Raw genomic sequence first — 18,066 nt, forward strand, 5'->3', positions numbered from 1 at the left:
CGATACGTACCTGGTTGCCTTTCACACCCAATACGGTAACCGTCACATTGTCACCAACCATCAGCGTTTCACCGATACGGCGGGTTAAAATTAACATTACCTACATCTCCTTGATCATCCTGTGATTTGGTACGACCGGTTATCCCTGGTCCGCACCTTGGATCATAATAACCCGAGAAGGCCACAAACCGAGAATCTTGTCCGTCACTTTATTCAGTATCGTCCAGACGCGGAAAATCTCAATAGGTCGTACCACACGCCAAGCAACCGAATTGTTATGGTTACCTGGAAGATCCTTCACTTTAGTTATAATCAGTCGGCGATCCTGGATTCGGACAACTCAAAAGCGCTGTGCAACGCACGTACCGCCAGCTCGAGATAGCGCTCATCGATAATGACCGAGATCTTGATTTCGGAGGTGGTGATCATCTGAATGTTGATATTGTCCTGACCCAACGCTTCAAACATACGCGATGCCACATTGGCGTGGGAGCGCATACCGACACCTACGATGGATACCTTGGCGATATTGTCATCCGAGATAACTTCACGAGCACCCAACTCGTCGGCTACGCGCTGGAGTACGCCCTGTGCCTTGCCTGCATCATTGCGGTGTACGGTAAAGGTAAAGTCAGTAGTACCGTCAATGGCGCTGATGTTCTGAACGATAACGTCAACTTCGATATTGGCCGCACCAACCGGGCCCAGGATACGACAGGCAACGCCGGGGGTATCGGGTACACCACGGATTGTCAGTTTTGCCTCGTCACGGTTGAACGCAATGCCGGAGACTACAGGCTGTTCCATATCGTTGTCTTCCTCATCCAGACTAATCAGTGTGCCGTTACCCTCATCAAACGTAGAGAGTACCCGCAGCGGTACTTTGTATTTGCCGGCGAACTCAACCGCACGAATTTGTAAAACCTTGGAGCCCAGGCTCGCCATTTCCAGCATTTCTTCAAAGGTAATGCGGTCCAGTCGGCGAGCGCTGTCTACAACCCGGGGGTCGGTGGTGTACACACCGTCAACGTCGGTATAAATCTGGCACTCGGTCGCATCCAGGGCCGCGGCCAGGGCGACACCAGTGGTATCGGAGCCACCACGCCCCAGGGTAGTAATGTTGCCTTCCTCATCCACACCCTGGAAACCGGCGACTACGACGACCTTGCCGGAATCGAGATCCCGGCGCATGCGCTCCACATCGATACTTTGAATACGCGCTTTGGTATGCGCATTGTCCGTAAGAATTTTTACCTGACCGCCCGTGTAGGAACACGCGTCGTAACCGCGCTTCTTCAGTGCCATGCTCAACAGCGCAATGGTCACCTGCTCGCCGGTGGATACCAGTACATCCATTTCCCGGGGGTCAGGATTTTCCTGAATCTGGCTCGCCAGGCCGATCAGGCGATTGGTCTCGCCGCTCATCGCGGAAAGAACAACAACCATATCGTGCCCCTGGGCTTTGAACCCGGCCACTTTATCGGCAACGGCCTCAATTCGCTCAATGGAGCCTACTGAGGTGCCGCCGTATTTCTGTACGAACAAACTCATCGTTCTAGTGTTCCTTACTACCTTGCTACGCGGTACCAAATCCGCGGGTGCCGCGCACTTAATCACCAAACCGCGGGCAAATCAACTGAAAACAGACAAACTAACCCAGAAAAAATTCGACAAGCTTGCGAACTCCGGAATAATTGGCTGTTAGTTTCATTTGATATTGTTTTTCACCCAATCCGGGATAGTTTTTATCAGCGCGGGCAGCGCGGACACATCGGTACCACCGCCCTGCGCCATATCCGGGCGACCACCGCCCTTACCGCCCAGCTCGCCCGCGGCAAAACGCATCAAATCACCGGCTGCCAGTCGGCCCGTAAGGTCCTTAGTCACTACGGCGACCAAGGCAACTTTCTCTTCACCCGGTGCGGCAAGCAGCAGCACACCACTGCCCAATTTGTTTTTCAGCTGGTCGGCCAGGTCCCGCAGCGACTTCGCATCGGCGCCATCAATAGAGGCCGCCAGCAATTTAACGCCCGCAACTTCTACGGCCTGGCTGGTCAGGTCACCACCTGCACCACTGGCGAGGCGGGTCTTCATATTCGCCAGATCTTTTTCCAACTTGCGATTGCTGGCGATCAGCTGTTCAACCTTCTCACCAAGATTTTCCGGGCGCGCTTTAAGCAGCGCAGCCGCGTGATCAAGACGCTGCTGGGCCAGATCAAACAGTGCCAGTGCGTGGGCGCCGGTGACCGCTTCAATACGACGTTGACCGGAGGCAATTCCACTTTCGGCAACGATACGCAGCAGGCCGATGTCGCCGGTGCGCTCAACGTGTGTACCGCCACACAGCTCTACGGAGAAAGCACCTCCATCGGTGCGCTCACCCATGGTCAACACGCGCACGGAGTCGCCGTACTTTTCACCAAACAACGCCATTGCACCTTTGGCTTTCGCGGTTTCGATATCGGTCTCTTCCGTTTCCACCGCGGTGTTTGCGCGGATCTGACTGTTTACCAGCGCTTCAATCGCACGCAGCTGTTTGCTGGTGACTGCTTCCGGATGAGAAAAGTCGAAACGCAGACGCTCTGAATCCACCAGGGAGCCCTTCTGGGTCACGTGCTCACCCAGCACTTTGCGCAATGCAGCATGCAGCAAGTGCGTGGCGGAGTGGTTTAGCGCGGTGGATTGGCGCACATCGCCGGCAACTTCTGCCGTTACCGCTTCATCGACGGCCAGACTACCGGAGAGCAACTTGCCCTGATGCAGGTGATTGGCCCCGTGCTTAACACAGTCGGCTACTTCAAAGCGGCCAGACTCGGACTGCAGGTAACCACTGTCACCTACCTGACCACCGGATTCCGCGTAAAACGGAGTGCGGTCGAGCACGATGGCTGCAGACTCGCCTTCCTCAATGCGATCGACAAGTTCGCCATCTTTAATAATGGCAACCACATTACCCTGCTCGGTGACGCGGTCGTAACCGAGGAACTCGGTGGCCCCGTCCAGCTCGACGGTATCGGTGTAGTCCTGCTTGAACTTACCCGCTGCGCGAGCGCGCTCACGCTGGGCATTCATGGCTTTTTCATAGCCTGCCATATCCAGCGTCAAACCACGTTCGCGAGCAATATCTTGGGTCAGGTCGGTGGGGAAGCCGTAGGTATCGTGCAGGGTGAACACCAGTTCACCGGGAATTTGCGCCCCTTCGAGGGAAGCCAGTGCTTCGTCTAGCAACGCCAGCCCCTTATCCAGGGTCTTGGCGAACTGCTCTTCTTCCTTGCGCAGGGCGTTTTCGATTACGGACTGTTTTTCTTTCAGCTCGGGGTAGGCATCGCCCATTTCCGCAACCAGTGCGGCGACCAGCTTGTAGAAGAAAATGTCTTTGTGGCCCAGCTTGTGTCCATGGCGCACCGCGCGGCGAATGATCCGACGCAATACAAAGCCACGGCCTTCGTTGGACGGCATTACACCATCGGCAATGAGGAAGGAGCAGGAGCGAATGTGGTCCGCGATGACACGCAGGGACTTCTCTTCGGTGTTGGCACAGCCAACGACCTTGCCTGCCGCGTTCAGCAGCGCCTGGAACAGGTCAATTTCGTAATTGGAGTGCACGCCCTGCATTACTGCCGCGATACGCTCGAGGCCCATACCGGTATCCACGGAGGGTTTGGGCAGCGGATGCAATTCGCCGTCGGCGGAGCGCTCGAATTGCATGAAAACCAGATTCCAAATCTCGATATAGCGGTCGAGATCGTCATTTTCAGATCCGGGGGGGCCACCGGGCACATCTGCGCCGTGGTCGTAGAAGATCTCGGAGCTGGGACCGCAAGGTCCGGTATCCCCCATCTGCCAGAAGTTGTCTTCGTCAAGGCGAGAGAAGCGCTCGGCACTTACACCCATTTCTTTCAGCCAGATATCCGCCGCCTCATCATCGCTGATGTGCACGGTCACCCACAGGCGCTCTTCCGGAAGCTTCAATTCCTTGGTCAGGAATTCCCAAGCAAACTTGATCGCTTCGCGCTTGAAGTAATCGCCGAAGCTGAAGTTACCCAGCATTTCAAAGAAGGTGTGGTGACGCGCGGTGTAGCCCACGTTTTCCAGGTCGTTATGCTTACCACCGGCGCGCACACAGCGCTGTGAGCTGGCGGCGCGAACGTATGGGCGAGACTCCTGCCCCAGGAAGGTATCTTTGAACTGCACCATGCCCGCATTTGTGAACAGCAGGGTCGGGTCATCGCCCGGCACCAGCGAGCTGGAGGGCACACGAGTGTGTCCCTGCTCGGCGAAATAGTTTAGAAATGCTTCGCGTATCTGTGCACTCTTCATTACAGGCTGCTTCCAAATCGTCAGTAAATTCTTGTCAGCCCTGGATCGCTCCGGAACCAACTATTCAATCAGTCTTGCAGGCCTTCAGCGAGCCCTGCCTCGGGCAGCTTGCGCTGCGCGAGTAAATGTATGTGTAAGTGGAACACCGTCTGGCCAGCACCGCGGCCATTGTTGACCACCAGCCGAAACCCATCTTCCAAATGCAGGCGCTCGGCCATTTGCGATGCTACCCACATAAGATGACCGAGCAGTGGTACATCTTCTTCGCGTGCGTCTGCCACGCTCACCAGCGGTTTACGGGGGATGATCAGCAGATGCGTTGGTGCCTGCGGTGCCCGGTCCTCGATGACGATACAGTGCTCATCTTCATACAGCCGCCGCGCCGGCAGCTCTCCGGCAATAATCCGGCTGAATACACTGACATCTTCCATGCTCGTCCCGCCCTGCTCTTCCTTGGCATATGCGCACTGCACCGAAACCCGGCGCAAACTCCGCCTATACCACCTAGGCGGTCACCACTAGGTGTTACTTGGCCAGCTTCTCGTCCGTAGTAAGGGGACGGGCTTCAGACTCCAACATCACTGGAATGCCGTCGCGAATCGGGTACGCCAGGCCGCTTGCCTTGCACACCAGCTCCTGGGTTTCTTCGTGATATTCAAGAGGGGCCTTGCTGACGGGGCAAACCAACAAACTCAGTAATTTCTTGTCCATTTCTATCTCGGAATAACACTCGGATGGCGCCCCAGAACCCGACTCACGGGACTCTCTGGGGCCTTGGAGGGCCAAAAATGACCGCGTATGGTACAACGCTTTTTCGGTGTTTTCACGACTGAGGGGAGAAATCCCCCGCGCAGTCTACCGGCGGGGGTAGATACGGTGGAGAGATGCCTAGAAGTGGCGGCAGGCGGAGACAGCGTTGCGCCACCCCGCGAGAAGGCCCTGACGTGTCTGGGGAGACATCTGCGGCAGAAAATCCTGCTCGATATCCTGCAGTGACGCCGGCAACGACTCACTCTGCCAGATTCCCGCCCCAATTCCGGCGAGCAGCGCCGCCCCAACCGCGGTGGACTCGATCTGGCGGGGGCGTTCGATCCGCAGGCCGGAAATATCCGCCTGGAATTGCATCAGGAAGTTGTTGGCGCTCGCACCGCCGTCGACCCGCAAACACTCGAGCTCAACCCCAAGGGTGCGCGCCATAAGCTCAGCCAGCTCGTGACTCTGGTAAGCGATGGATTCGAGCGTCGCGCGGACAATCTCGGCGCGCCCGGCGCCCCGCGACAGGCCAAATATGGCCCCGCGCGCATCGGCATCCCAATAGGGAGCCCCCAGGCCACTGAAGGCCGGCACCATATAGACACCCCGTGTATTGGGGATTTCCTGCGCCACTTTTTCAGATTCTGCCGCCTGGTGGATGATGCCGAGATCATCCCGCAGCCATTGCACCGCCGCACCGGCATTGAACACCGCACCCTCAATCACAAACTGGGGCATCCCCTTGGCATCACAGCCGATGGTGGTCAGCATGCCCTCCGGAACTAACGGGCGCTCCTGGCCGGCGCTGGCAAGTAAAAAACAACCGGTACCGTAGGTATTCTTCATGGTGCCGGGCTCGAAACATCCCTGCCCATAGAGTGCCGACTGCTGATCACCTGCCACCCCGGCGATGGGTACTGACGCACCGAGAAACGCGGCGGGATCGGTGGTACCAAAGCTGCCTGCGGAAGGCCGGATCTCCGGCAAGATCGCGGCCGGGCAATCAAACATCCGCAGCAGCTCCCTGTCCCACTGGCGGCGATCGAGATCGTAGAGCAAGGTACGGCAGGCGTTGGTGTGGTCGGTGAGATGCTGGCGCCCACCGGTAAAGCACCAGATAAGCCAGCTATCGATGGTGCCGAAGCAGAGCTCGCCGGCTTCCGCCCGGCGATGGAGCTCCGGGGATTCGCGAAAAATCCAGCGCAGCTTGCTGGCGGAAAAATAGGCATCCAGCAGCAACCCGGTTTTAGCCCGCACCATGGGCTCGGCGCCGGCATTGCGCAACTCCCGACAAATACTCGCAGAGCGGCGGCACTGCCACACAATCGCCCGATGCACCGGCTCACCGGTTGCGCGGTCCCACAGCACCGTTGTTTCGCGCTGGTTGGTGATACCCAGTGCTGACAGCTCAGAGGGCTCGATACCGGCCCGCTTAATGGCCGCAGCACACACCTTGAGCGTGACCTGCCAGATTTCACTGGCATCGTGCTCCACCCAGCCCGGTTGCGGGTAGTACTGGGAAAATTCCGAGTAACTGCGTCCGCGCAGGTTGCCGTCGCGGTCGAAGACGAAAGCCGTGGTACCGGTGGTACCCTGGTCAATAGAGAGAATCATGGGCGCTCCTTGCCGTTGTCCTCTATTAAAGTGACGCCTCTTTTACCGCGGGCACACGGGTAAATGGCTTGACCCCAAACTCCGGATACACTTCCGTTGGATAGAAAAACTTGCCATTAGTGGTCACCATCGAGATGGTTTTTATTGCCTTTAGATCCTGAGTAGGGTCGCCAGGTACCAGGAAGAAGTCTGCCTGTTTGCCAACTTCAATACTCCCGAGCGTATTGCCATGCCCCAGATACTCTGCCATATCATAGGTGCCGCGCTTTAATGCTTCCGCAGCACTCATACCAAACTCCTGGAACAGCTCCAGTTCGCGGTGTTGTTCAAAGGCCCCACCGAGATCGGTACCAGGCACCAGCAAGATGCCCTTTTGATGCATCAGTGCCAGAGTATCGATGATTTTTTGATAAGCCGCCTTGTATGCCTGGTCTTCCGCGTCATCTGCCACATTCAACATGGCAACCTTGGCGCGGCGCTGCACGCTCACTGGCATATTTTCGATGTAATCCAGCGCGCCCTGGCGAGTGATTCCATTTCTCGACGTCATGCCAAGTTCGTGAATCACCGTAGTTGGATCAAGCGCAATGTCGTTTTCAACCATCATCTCCAGGGTCTTGGCCACTTTGTCGCTGGTTAAATCCAGGTCGACAAAACGCTTCATCCCCGTAATACGGAACAAGGTGCGCGTGTCCTCTTCTGGGGTCAGCACCCAACCCAACATCAACTGGTTAATATGAGTGATCTCATTGTAGCCAGCCTCAATCATCTGATCGGCGGTATAAAACGCGGGGATATGGCCGGCAACCCGCAATCCCAGTTTATGTGCTTCTTTGGCAACATCCGGGATCCACTCGCCATTCATCGAGCTGTAAATTTTGATCTGCGTGTAGCCATCTTTGGCCGCGTAATCACGCACTAGCTGCAAAGCGTCTTCTTTGGTGGGTGCCAATTCACCGGTTGAATTACTGTATTCACTAACGCCTTCGATAAAACCACTCTTGATAATGCGGGGACCAATCAATTGCCCGCTATCGATTTTTTCTATCAGTGACTCCAGTACATCCGACTCATTACCCATATCGCGTACGGAGGTCACACCGGCAATCACGTTTAGCAGCGCATCGTTGTCACTCATATGGCCGTGCATTTCGTAGAGACCAGCTACCAGAGTGCCGCCCTCACCATCAATCATGACTTCGCCTAGGTTTTGCTCGGCCTGGACATCGTCAATCGCCACGATGACTCCGTCTTTAACCAACACAGACACAGGCTGAGTGAGCCCAAGTGCCTTGGGGTCGAAGACGCGGACGTTATTTACCCGCACCGGCTGTTGGTACTGATGGGTGACCCGACTGGCAATTTCTTCAAACCTGGCGGCGTTCAGTGATGCAGCCAGCTCTCGCAAGCGTTTTTCCTCACCCTCCAATCCCTGGCGAATAAATGCCGCCCGCGGGGACACAATTGCAACGAGTTCCTGCTGCTCATCCAGCACCAGGTATTGTGGATCCATATCGATGCCGCCCACCGCGTACATGGTGGCACTGAGATCTTTACTTTCGCCTTTTAATTGCAGCTCCCGCTTGGGTGTCACAACCAGATCACCCGCCGGCAGAGCCGGATAGCTATCGCGGCCAGATTCCAGCACCGCTTGGGTATACAAAAACAGAGAGTAAGGGCTAGCGTTTTGTGCAATATAGATCGGGTTTGCGGTTACATCTGCTTGCCCCTCACCGGATGCGGAACGCCAGCGTGCGGTACCCTCGGTACGTATATACTCTTCGTCCACCGCATTACCAAAAGTGGTTTTCCCGGTGATTTTCCACTCGGTGGGCACGTTGCCTTCGCCCAATACCAGCGTTTCCTGACTACTCGCACCGCGGCCATTGTTACTGAAGCCAAACTCAATCTGTAGTTGATTGCCGGTGTGAACAACAGTCATATCCCCCACTTTCGTACCACCAAACATGACAGAATAGGTTTCTTCAGTTACGTCTTTTTTCGTTCCCGCGACTTCATCTGCCGGCTTTGAGCAGCCAAACAGAGCAAGCAGGAATAGGCAGGTGGTTAATGTGCGCATGGAAAGTCCTCTGTAATCGTTATTGGGACAGCATTGCATAATCATTTTCGGAAAGCCCATTGCGGGTCGTCCGGACGTTCCCAAAGTATGTATTTGGCATTTTGGCGAGTCAATGTGGCTCGACAAGGCCGGCCTGGCGGGAACTTAGAGAGGACTCAGCCGAGATGGATGCGGCTTTCTGGCATGGCCACGGGTGCATACCGGTTCAAATCAGGCCATCACCGCATCGAGCTTCACGCTCTAAGGTATCCAACGCATAACCGATGGCATCTGCCGAGAAGCCGCGGTATGCCAGAAAGCGTTGGCGCCGAGCGCGTTCGCGCATCTGATGCTCGCGCTTCAGGTTTGCCACCGCACCGCGACCGGCAAACTTACGCTGCAACACTGAGTAGGCCAATTCGAACCAGTCTGTATCGAGGGTGTCGATCGCGCTTGTCGCCATACTGTTGGGGATACCGCGCTGCTGTAAATCCTGACGGATACGCAGGGGGCCGTGGCCACGCTGTACCCGTGAGCGGGCAAACATCTCCGCAAAGCGCTGGTCGGATTGATAGTTGAGTTCTTCCAGCCGCAGGAACAGGGCTGAAAAATCCGCATCGGGGAATTTTGGTGAGAGCTTTTGAGTGAGCTCCCGACGCGAGTGATCGCGTCGGGATAGCAGCTCAAGCGCTGCGGTGAAAAGCGCCTGAGCGGGGTCGGGAGTGGAAAACACTGAAGTAAATAATACAGGGACTAAAATCAGCCCTCTGATACTTCCTCAGCGTCTTCAGCAACCGGCGTTATATCGCCGAGCAGCTGGGAACGCAGCAGGCCTTCAATTTCATTGCGGATATCCACGTTTTCCTTGAGGAACTTCACCGCATTGGCCTTACCCTGGCCAATCTTATCGCCCTTGTAGCTGTACCAGGCACCGGCTTTATCCACCAGTCCCAGCTTCACGCCGTAGTCGATAATTTCACCAATCAGGTTAATACCCTGGCCGTACATGATTTGGAACTCGGTCTGCTTGAAAGGCGGCGCAACCTTGTTCTTTACGACCTTAACGCGGGTCTCGTTACCAACCACTTCGTCGCCCTCTTTTACGGCACCGATACGACGGATATCCAGGCGTACAGAGGAGTAGAACTTGAGTGCGTTACCACCGGTGGTGGTTTCCGGGGAACCGAACATCACACCGATCTTCATACGAATCTGGTTGATAAACACACACAGGGTGTTGGTGTTTTTGATGTTACCGGTGAGTTTACGCAGGGCCTGGGACATCAGGCGGGCTTGCAGGCCAACGTGAGAATCACCCATTTCGCCTTCGATTTCCGCACGCGGTGTCAGTGCCGCTACGGAGTCGACAATCAATACGTCTACCGCGCCAGAGCGCACCAGCATGTCGGCCACTTCCAGCGCCTGCTCACCGGTGTCCGGCTGGGATACGATCAACTCGTCTACGTTTACGCCGAGCTTTTCCGCGTAAATCGGGTCCAGCGCGTGTTCCGCATCGACGAATGCACAGGTACCGCCATTGCGCTGCGCTTCCGCGATCACCTGCAGGGTCAGGGTGGTTTTACCGGAAGATTCCGGGCCGTAGATCTCGACAATACGTCCACGTGGCAGGCCGCCAATGCCCAAGGCTACGTCCAGTCCCAGGGAACCGGTGGAGATTGCAGGGATACGCTCGCGCTCCTTGTCTCCCATGCGCATAACGGTGCCTTTGCCGAACTGACGCTCGATCTGAGACAGCGCCGCCTGTAAAGCCTTGTCTTTATTGGAATCCATGACCCTTCCCATGTGTACCTGAAAATTGGTGAGAAATACTGCAATTGATACTGCTATTGGGGGAGGAGCTTAGAGAAAAATTACTGTATAAGCAACCAGTAATCGGGAATGATCGGTATTCGTTTCGAAGCGGCTAAATTTTGTGCGGAAACAACGAGACACTGGTGCCAACTCTGGTCAGTCGGTATGGCTTTTCGTGATCGCCAGCAGCCCCTCCAGTGCCGTTACCACGGTCTGCGCCTGGACTTCTGCGCGACTGCCGCCAAACTGCATGCACAGGGCCTTTACTTCCAGAGGCTCCTGCCCCTCGCCATGGGCCCAGGCGATCCACACGGTACCAACGGGCTTTTCTTCGCTGCCCCCGTCCGGTCCGGCAATACCACTGACCGCCACAGAAACATTGGCATCCAGGCGATTCAGCACCCCCACAGCCATCTGCCGTACAACCGTTTCACTGACGGCGCCATCGGTGTCCAGCGCGCGCTGATCGACTCCCAAAAACCCGCGCTTGATACGGTCGGCGTATGACACCAGTGCACCATCAAACCACCCCGACGAACCTGCAACAGACGTAATTGCCGCGGCAATGGCGCCGCCGGTACAGGATTCAGCGGTGGTCACCTTCCACTCCAGGCGGGTCAACTCCGCTCCCAGTTCGATTGCCAGGTTTTTGGCCAGGGATAGTTGCTGCGCTGCGCGGTCTTTCACCAGATATCCTTTTCCAAACGCTCTGAACAAATTGAATGCAAATTGGGGCTCAGATACATCTCCCCGAAGTAATAGCGACTATAGCGGTTGCAACTGCCCGTTGAGATACAAGGTCTTGCCACTCTGATCCTGGACCCGGAAACCGGTGCCGCCGTCGCCTCGAGTGTAGAGGAATTGTGCGGACGCAGGCAGTAACACCGGGCGCTTGAACTCTACACTCATGCGGAAGGCAGCCGGCAAACCCCGTTCACCCGTTTTAGATTCCAGGGCAGCGAGACATGCGGCCTTCGTCCACATACCGTGCACGATCGCGCTGGAGAATCCGAACAGGCGCGCCGATGAGGCGAACAGATGAATGGGGTTCCAATCGCCAGAGACTTTGGCATAACTGCGCCCTGCTGCCTCGGAAATGGACCAGGGGATGCTCGAAGCCCCTGCCATATCGGGCATATCCTGAGGGAATGGCGCCAGATTCGCGTGCTTCGGGGCGTCCTTGTCGGCGTGCTTACCTCGCACCAGCATGGCGCTCTCGCACTCCCATACCAGCTCATCCCCCACCTTAACCCGGGTCACCAGGGCAAACTCATAACCGCGCTTTACCGGCACCGGTGCCAGCAAATCACAGTGGATATCCATGGACTCCTCAACCTGGATCGGGCGGTGCTGGGTAATCTGGTTGCGTAGATGCACCATGCCGAGGACCGGGAAGGTAAAGGCATCAGAGACAAGCAGCTTTAAGTGCAGAGGCATGGCCAGCACAAACGGGTAAGTGGCCGGCAGATCAGTCCCCGCGGCAAAGCCACATACATCGCAGTAGGCGCGTACGCGCTCGCGATCCACCCGCTGCTCACGCAGGCTAACGCTGGCCAGAACGGAGGAATTGTGTGCCTGGGTAGTACGCTTTTTACGCGCAGTCAGGGCGCGGAAGTACAACGGCAATACCGCCGGACGGGCATTGAGCTCGATATGAAGGGGGGGTGGTCGGTGGTTTGCCTTGGGCACAGGGATAAATCTCGGCATAAATCTGATGGCTCCAGATAATAACCCGGGCCAGAGTGGCTAGCTAGAGACCATTCGGTCACGCCACTCTGCCCGGCTCACTATGCTATTTGCCAAATACTACCTGTCATAGATGCCGAAACGATGACAAGCAGTCCGGCGATCAGCTCTCCGGAAGCTCGGAGACACCCATATTGAACAGGGTAAAGCCGAAGATGTCCGCGTACTGCTCGATGATCTTCGAGACCGGGGTACCGGCGCCATGGCCAGCGTTGGTTTCGATACGGATCAGGGTCGGCGCAGCGCCTGCCTGCTTGCTCTGCAGCTCGGCGGCGAACTTGAAGGAGTGCGCCGGCACAACACGGTCATCGTGATCGGCAGTGGTCACCAGGGTCGCTGGATACTCGGTGCCCTGCTGTACGTTATGTACCGGGGAATACCCTTTCAGGTACTGGAACATTTCTGCACTCTCTTCCGCGGTACCGTAGTCGTAGGCCCAACCGGCGCCGGCAGTAAAGGTGTGGTAACGCAGCATATCCATTACGCCCACGGCAGGCAGTGCCACCTGAACCAGCTCGGGACGCTGAGTCATTACCGCACCCACCAGCAGGCCGCCGTTGGAGCCACCGCGAATCGCCAGATAATCGCTGGAGGTGTAACCCTGATCGATCAGGAATTCACCGGCGGCGATAAAGTCATCGAATACATTCTGCTTCTGCAGCTTAGTACCGGCGTCGTGCCAGCGCTTGCCGTACTCACCACCACCGCGCAGATTGGGCACTGCGTAGACACCACCAAGCTCCATCCATACTGCATTGGTAATACTGAACGATGGCGTCAGGCTGATATTGAAACCGCCATAGCCGTACAGGATGGTCGGGTTTTTACCGTTCAGCTCCAGGCCTTTCTTGTGGGTAATCAGCATGGGCACACGGGTGCCGTCTTTGGAGGTGTAGAACACCTGCTTGGACTCATAGGCAGATGGGTCAAACTGGGCACCGGACTCCCGGTATACGGCAGATTCACCTTCGGCTACGTCAAACGCGAAAATCGTGGAAGGTGTTTTGTAGTTGGTGAAGGAGTAGTACAGGGTGGCGTCTTCACGCTTGCCGCCCAGGGAGGAGGCACTACCCGGCCCCGGCAGGGCGATTTCACGGACTTGTTCACCGTCGTAGTCGTACTGGTAGATTTTGGACAGCGCATCGACCATGTACTCGGCGAAGAAATAGCCACCGCCGGTGGAGGCCGTCAGTACATTTTCGGTTTCACCGATAAAGTCCTGCCAATTTGCAGGCGCCGGGTTGGCGGCGTCCACGGTGACTACTTTCTTGTTCGGGGCTTCGCGGTTGGTCACCAGGAACAGCTTGCTGCCCTGATTGTCGATTACATAAGTGTCGGAATCGAAATCGGTGAGCACGGGTACCAGCGGAGCATCCGCTTTGGTGAGGTCGCGAATAAACAGGTCGTTGCCGGAAGTGGAGGTCGCTCCGGAAATTACCAGGAAGCCATCATCTTCGGTCACTACACCGGAGACGTAGCGACGTTTTTCTTCCTCGGTGCCGCCGAATACCAGTGTATCTTCTGATTGAGGCTGGCCCAGCTTGTGGTAGTACAGTTTGTGCTGATCGGTTTTTGCCGACAGCTCACTGCCATCGGGCTTGTCGTAGCTGGAATAGTAAAAACCTTCATTCCCTTTCCAGGAAATACCGGAGAACTTCACGTCGACCAGCGGCTGCTCAAGGATTTCCTTGGTCTCGGCATCAATAATGAAGATTTTGCGCCAGTCACTGCCGCCTTCAGATACAGAGTAAGCGGCGATACTGCCATCTTTGGAAAATTTCAGGGTCGCCAGGGAGGTGGTGCCATCTTCACTGAAGGTATTCGGGTCGAGGAAAATTTCCGCTTCGCCGTCGCCCTTCTTGCGCCACACTACATACTGGTTCTGCAAACCATCGTTGCGATAGAAATAAGTGTAATCGCCTTCCTTGAACGGCGAGCCCACTTTTTCGTAGTTCCACAGGGCTTCTAGGCGCTGCTTTAGGGTATCCCGGTAAGGGATCTGATCCAGATAGCCAAAGGTTACCGCGTTCTGTTCTTTCACCCAGGCCTCGGTCTCGGCACTGCGGTCGTCTTCCAACCAGCGGTAAGGGTCAGCCACTTCGGTGTCAAAATAGCTGTCTACCACTTCGCCCATACGGGTTTCCGGATAGGCCAACGCCACTGCGGCAACAGGCTGGGTTGTTTCAGCCTCTTTCGCCACGTCCTGGGACTCTCCCGAGCAAGCTGCCAATACGCCAGCGGCCGCCAAGATGGTTATTTTTTTCACGTATGAGATTCCTTCGGCTGGTGAATGAATAATTAAGCGAGTAACTGCTCAAGTAACTATGCGAGTAACTATGCAAGTGACTATGCGATTAGGTAACCAAGTGGCCTAGGAAACCGAATTCCCGCAGATGAATCAAGGAATTGGTACCCAACGACACCTCACAATGTATTCTCTGGCAAAACTGAAGGTTTAAGGTTTTTTTAACTCCCTATCCTTCAGTTGCCATCAATTATTTCGGATTAAATCTAAACCAACATCACCCAGCAGACGCCGGCGATGATCAGCGACGCCAGCACACTGAGTACGGCCCCCTCACGGACCATCTCCTGAATACGCAGTTTGCCGGTGCCGTAGGCGATGGCATTGGGGGCCGTCGCCACCGGCAGCATAAAGGCACAGCTGGCACACATGGCTGCGGGAATCATCAGCACCATGGGATCAAACCCGGCACTGGTAGCGACTACCGCGAGGATCGGCATCAACAGCGTGGCAGTAGCCGTATTGCTGGTAATCTCGGTGAGGAAGGTGACCGACAGACAGAGCAGAATCATCATCAACCACAGCGGCATGGCGGTGAGGAAGTTCAGGCCCTGCCCCATCATGTCGCTCAAGCCCGAAGCCGAGAAGCCTTTGGCGATGGCGATACCCCCGGCAAACAGCAGCAACATGCCCCAGGGAATACTCTCGGCAGTTTGCCAGTCCAGCAATCGCCCGCCCTTGCCGTTTGGAATCAGGAACATCAACACCACCGCCGCCAGCGCAACGGTGCTATCGCCAGCGCCGGGAACACCCAGCAGATCACTCCAGCCACCAAATGGCTCATTGCGGGTTACCCAAAACAAGATAGCCACCCCGAACACCGCCAGGGTGCGCGCCTCTTCCGGACGCCACGGGCCAACACTGGGCGCCTCGAGGGACTTGTGCAGATGAATCCCGCGGGTGAGCCACAGTGCCATCAGCGGCAGAGTGATCAACACCACTGGCAATCCGATCTTCATCCAGCGGGCAAAACTGAACTCCCGGCCGGTCACTTCCTCGTAAATACCCATAAAGATCACGTTGGGCGGTGTACCCAATGGGCTGCCCACACCGCCGAGACTCGCCGCGTAGGCAATACCCAGAATCAGAGCGACCGTGAGCCGGTGATTGTCGGTGCGGGAGGCAATCGCGAGGGCAATAGGCAGCATCATCAAGGTGGTGGCGGTGTTGGAAATCCACATGCTCAACAGGCCCGCCGCCAGCATGAATCCCAGCACCAGTCGCCGCCCACTGGTAAGACCGACTACACGCAGCATATACAGTGCCAGCCGTTCGTGAGCACCGCTTCTCTCCAGCGCTTTGGAGAGGATAAACGCCCCCATCAGCAACAGGATCACATGGCTGCCCAGCGAAGCGGCCACGCCCTTGTGATCCAACACCCCAAACAGGGGTAAGAGCACAAATGGCACCAGCGATGTTGCCGGAATCGGCATGGCCTCCGTCACCCACCAGATGACGGTCAACAGAGTAATGGCCGCGGTTACCGCGGGCAGATACGCCATACCCGCCGCAGACAGCGCAAAATAGAAGGCTCCGGCGAACAAGGGCCCCAATAGCATTAAAAAGGATTTCTGCACATTCATTTTCTTATTTTCCGTTCTCGCCACGCTCTGCTATCGGCGCTCACCTTATACGCCCGTTTTACTAACAGGGCTCACTCATTTCTTCGGTCTGTGTTGCAGAGTCTTTGGGAGCGATCGGTGGAACTGTCTCCGAATTTACCACCGATCGTTTGCGCAACACCAAATCCTGCATTTCCCAATCCACCGAAGGCGCCTGCTGTGCGTCGCAGCCGGTGATGTTCCAGCACAAAATCTGCACGCGCACATCGCCGTCGACAGTACCGGGCTCGAAACGCAGGGTAACAAAATTGTTGTTACAGCTGTTTGCGGCACGCTTGCCACCGTCACCAATGGCACTGCCTGCCTGCAGATATTCCACCTCAGCGTGGATATGATCGGTCGGACGATCAGGGAAAACCGCAAGAGTCTGATCTGCCCCGGCAACGGCACTGGGAAGGCAAGCTAGCGGCGAAGACACCACCTCTACGACCTGCTTGCCTCCCAGGTCAAAACGGGCGAGACGACTGAAATGCACATCCCCCGCCAGGATCAACAGGTCCTGCGAACAATCGCGTATCGCCCGTACCAGATCCTGGTACTGCCCGGTATCCGCCAGGGAATGATCCCCCAGCCCCAGTTTTACCCGCAGCGACTTGAGCAGGCCCCCGTCGCGGAACTGCCAGCGCGTCAGTAGCGGCGCCGGCAGCACCAGTACCCCGGGGCGGTCCAGCTCTCTGAGCCAAGTGGTGGCCGCAGCAAAGGTCTGGGTATCGGTAAAGTTGGCATCCTGCCCACTGGCACGCTGCAGACGTGTATCCAGCACGAAGAACTTCAATGCATCGGCCACGTCGAACTGGCTGGAAGATGCCCCCGATGGCAGCTGGTATGCGTCGAACAGGTCCCGCGCACAGCTCTGCCAGGTATCACGCACCTTGCGCGACCAGAGCGTGGGTAGGAAACCAGGCGGATTCGGGAAGTCGTTCCAGAATTCGTGATCGCCGGCGAGGAAATAGTGAAAACCCTGCCGCAGCTTGGTGCGTAAACCGCGCCGCCAGTTGCGCAGGTACTCGGCGGTAAATACTGCGTTTAGCTTGCGGCGAATCTTGCTGCGGGAATGGAAACCCAGGGGGGAAAAATTGCGGCTACTGAAGCCGGGGATGACACTGGCACCCCAACCGGTGTTGGAAAATGCCGTATCCAGATAAACCTGGTCACCGCCGAGAAAGGATACCTGGGGGCGATACGCTGCAGGCAACGCGTCCATCGCTTTGCTCAAGGCACCGCCGTCCGCGTCGCCATAAAAACAGGTTCCGTACCAGACATTGAAGCCGTCTTTAAGCGTACTAGGGCGCCCACGGCACTCCGCATCGGCCAATTGATGGGCCGATTCTTGTTGCTGCCACAAAGACAGGCGGTAGCGTACATCCGGAAGTAAGGCGAGGGTTACCAGCGTAAACCCGACGCCGGGTGCGGAGCGATCAAACACAACCGGGATATCCCGGCAGGCTGATTCCCGCGCCAGGGTCGCAGCTGTCCCTTCAATGGGCTCAACCCGCAGCCAGTAACGTAGTGGTGAAGCGACAGCACCCCCGCTTTGCGCATCTGAGGCGGACTCTGGCCCGTTAAAATCCGCTATCCAGACCTGCCCCGAATCACCGGCGCTATACCCGTGCGGCACGATCATGTAGCGATCGTGTTGCGCGCTCTCAGCGGGGTGACACTGCTCCCCACTCGAAACCTCTTCCGCCGCCGGATCGGCCGCGTGCATTTGAATCCTTGTATTCATGCCCCAATAAATTCCCTAAGCACCCTGTTAAATCCTTCTCAGTAAGCGAGAGGCGGGCAACATGGTCGCAGAATTTCACCTCAGGTCAATAATCGACCCGGTAACTCAG

14 protein-coding genes (1 of these 14 running past the window's edge) are annotated in these 18,066 nt (G+C 56.5%); all 14 read right to left on the reverse strand.

The genetic code is table 11. The annotated features are described in order from the left end of the window. Nucleotides 1-97, reverse strand: the start of a protein-coding gene (csrA, locus tag Mag101_RS12095) for a carbon storage regulator CsrA (RefSeq protein WP_010131831.1). 98 nt of this gene lie to the left of the window's left edge; 97 of the gene's 195 nt are visible here — the first part of the coding sequence; its start codon is at nucleotides 95-97; its stop codon lies off the left edge, out of view. Between the two features lie 215 nt (nucleotides 98-312). Then, nucleotides 313-1,551, reverse strand: coding sequence for an aspartate kinase (locus Mag101_RS12100; RefSeq protein ID WP_077405312.1), 1,239 nt, complete (start codon nucleotides 1,549-1,551; stop codon nucleotides 313-315). 156 nt (nucleotides 1,552-1,707) lie between these two features. Further along, the gene (gene alaS / locus Mag101_RS12105) at nucleotides 1,708-4,320 is read right to left on the reverse strand and encodes an alanine--tRNA ligase (protein ID WP_077405315.1); all 2,613 of its coding nucleotides are present in this window, start codon (nucleotides 4,318-4,320) and stop codon (nucleotides 1,708-1,710) included. A gap of 68 nt (nucleotides 4,321-4,388) precedes the next feature. Then, nucleotides 4,389-4,751, reverse strand: coding sequence for a histidine triad nucleotide-binding protein (locus Mag101_RS12110; protein WP_077405318.1), 363 nt, complete (start codon nucleotides 4,749-4,751; stop codon nucleotides 4,389-4,391). Nucleotides 4,752-4,845: 94 nt separating this feature from the next. Next, nucleotides 4,846-5,031 (reverse strand): Trm112 family protein, encoded by a 186-nt coding sequence (locus Mag101_RS12115; protein ID WP_010131836.1) that lies wholly within the window; start codon nucleotides 5,029-5,031, stop codon nucleotides 4,846-4,848. Between the two features lie 177 nt (nucleotides 5,032-5,208). Further along, entirely contained in the window at nucleotides 5,209-6,687 is a 1,479-nt protein-coding gene (gene glpK / locus Mag101_RS12120; RefSeq protein WP_077405321.1) for a glycerol kinase GlpK, read from the reverse strand. A 25-nt stretch (nucleotides 6,688-6,712) separates the two neighbouring features. Continuing rightward, complete coding sequence (locus tag Mag101_RS12125; RefSeq protein ID WP_077405323.1) at nucleotides 6,713-8,767, reverse strand: amidohydrolase family protein; 2,055 nt, start codon at nucleotides 8,765-8,767, stop codon at nucleotides 6,713-6,715. Between the two features lie 205 nt (nucleotides 8,768-8,972). Next, entirely contained in the window at nucleotides 8,973-9,479 is a 507-nt protein-coding gene (locus Mag101_RS12130; protein ID WP_077405326.1) for a regulatory protein RecX, read from the reverse strand. A gap of 26 nt (nucleotides 9,480-9,505) precedes the next feature. After that, nucleotides 9,506-10,537: a recombinase RecA gene (gene recA, locus Mag101_RS12135; protein ID WP_077405330.1), complete on the reverse strand. Its 1,032-nt coding sequence runs from the start codon at nucleotides 10,535-10,537 to the stop codon at nucleotides 9,506-9,508. 177 nt (nucleotides 10,538-10,714) lie between these two features. Beyond that, a complete protein-coding gene (locus tag Mag101_RS12140; protein ID WP_077405333.1) occupies nucleotides 10,715-11,245 on the reverse strand; it encodes a CinA family protein in 531 nt (176 codons plus the stop codon). Nucleotides 11,246-11,323: 78 nt separating this feature from the next. Beyond that, nucleotides 11,324-12,265, reverse strand: coding sequence for a MaoC family dehydratase (locus Mag101_RS12145; protein ID WP_077405336.1), 942 nt, complete (start codon nucleotides 12,263-12,265; stop codon nucleotides 11,324-11,326). Between the two features lie 142 nt (nucleotides 12,266-12,407). Further along, nucleotides 12,408-14,570: a prolyl oligopeptidase family serine peptidase gene (locus Mag101_RS12150; RefSeq protein ID WP_232325009.1), complete on the reverse strand. Its 2,163-nt coding sequence runs from the start codon at nucleotides 14,568-14,570 to the stop codon at nucleotides 12,408-12,410. A 245-nt stretch (nucleotides 14,571-14,815) separates the two neighbouring features. Next, on the reverse strand, nucleotides 14,816-16,192 hold the full coding sequence (locus tag Mag101_RS12155) for an SLC13 family permease (RefSeq protein WP_077405339.1): 1,377 nt from the start codon (nucleotides 16,190-16,192) through the stop codon (nucleotides 14,816-14,818). 61 nt (nucleotides 16,193-16,253) lie between these two features. Beyond that, a complete protein-coding gene (locus Mag101_RS12160; RefSeq protein ID WP_157520354.1) occupies nucleotides 16,254-17,957 on the reverse strand; it encodes a hypothetical protein in 1,704 nt (567 codons plus the stop codon). Nucleotides 17,958-18,066 lie beyond the last annotated feature (109 nt).

It is taken from the genome of Microbulbifer agarilyticus (assembly GCF_001999945.1).
Classification (GTDB): Bacteria; Pseudomonadota; Gammaproteobacteria; order Pseudomonadales; family Cellvibrionaceae; genus Microbulbifer; species Microbulbifer agarilyticus_A.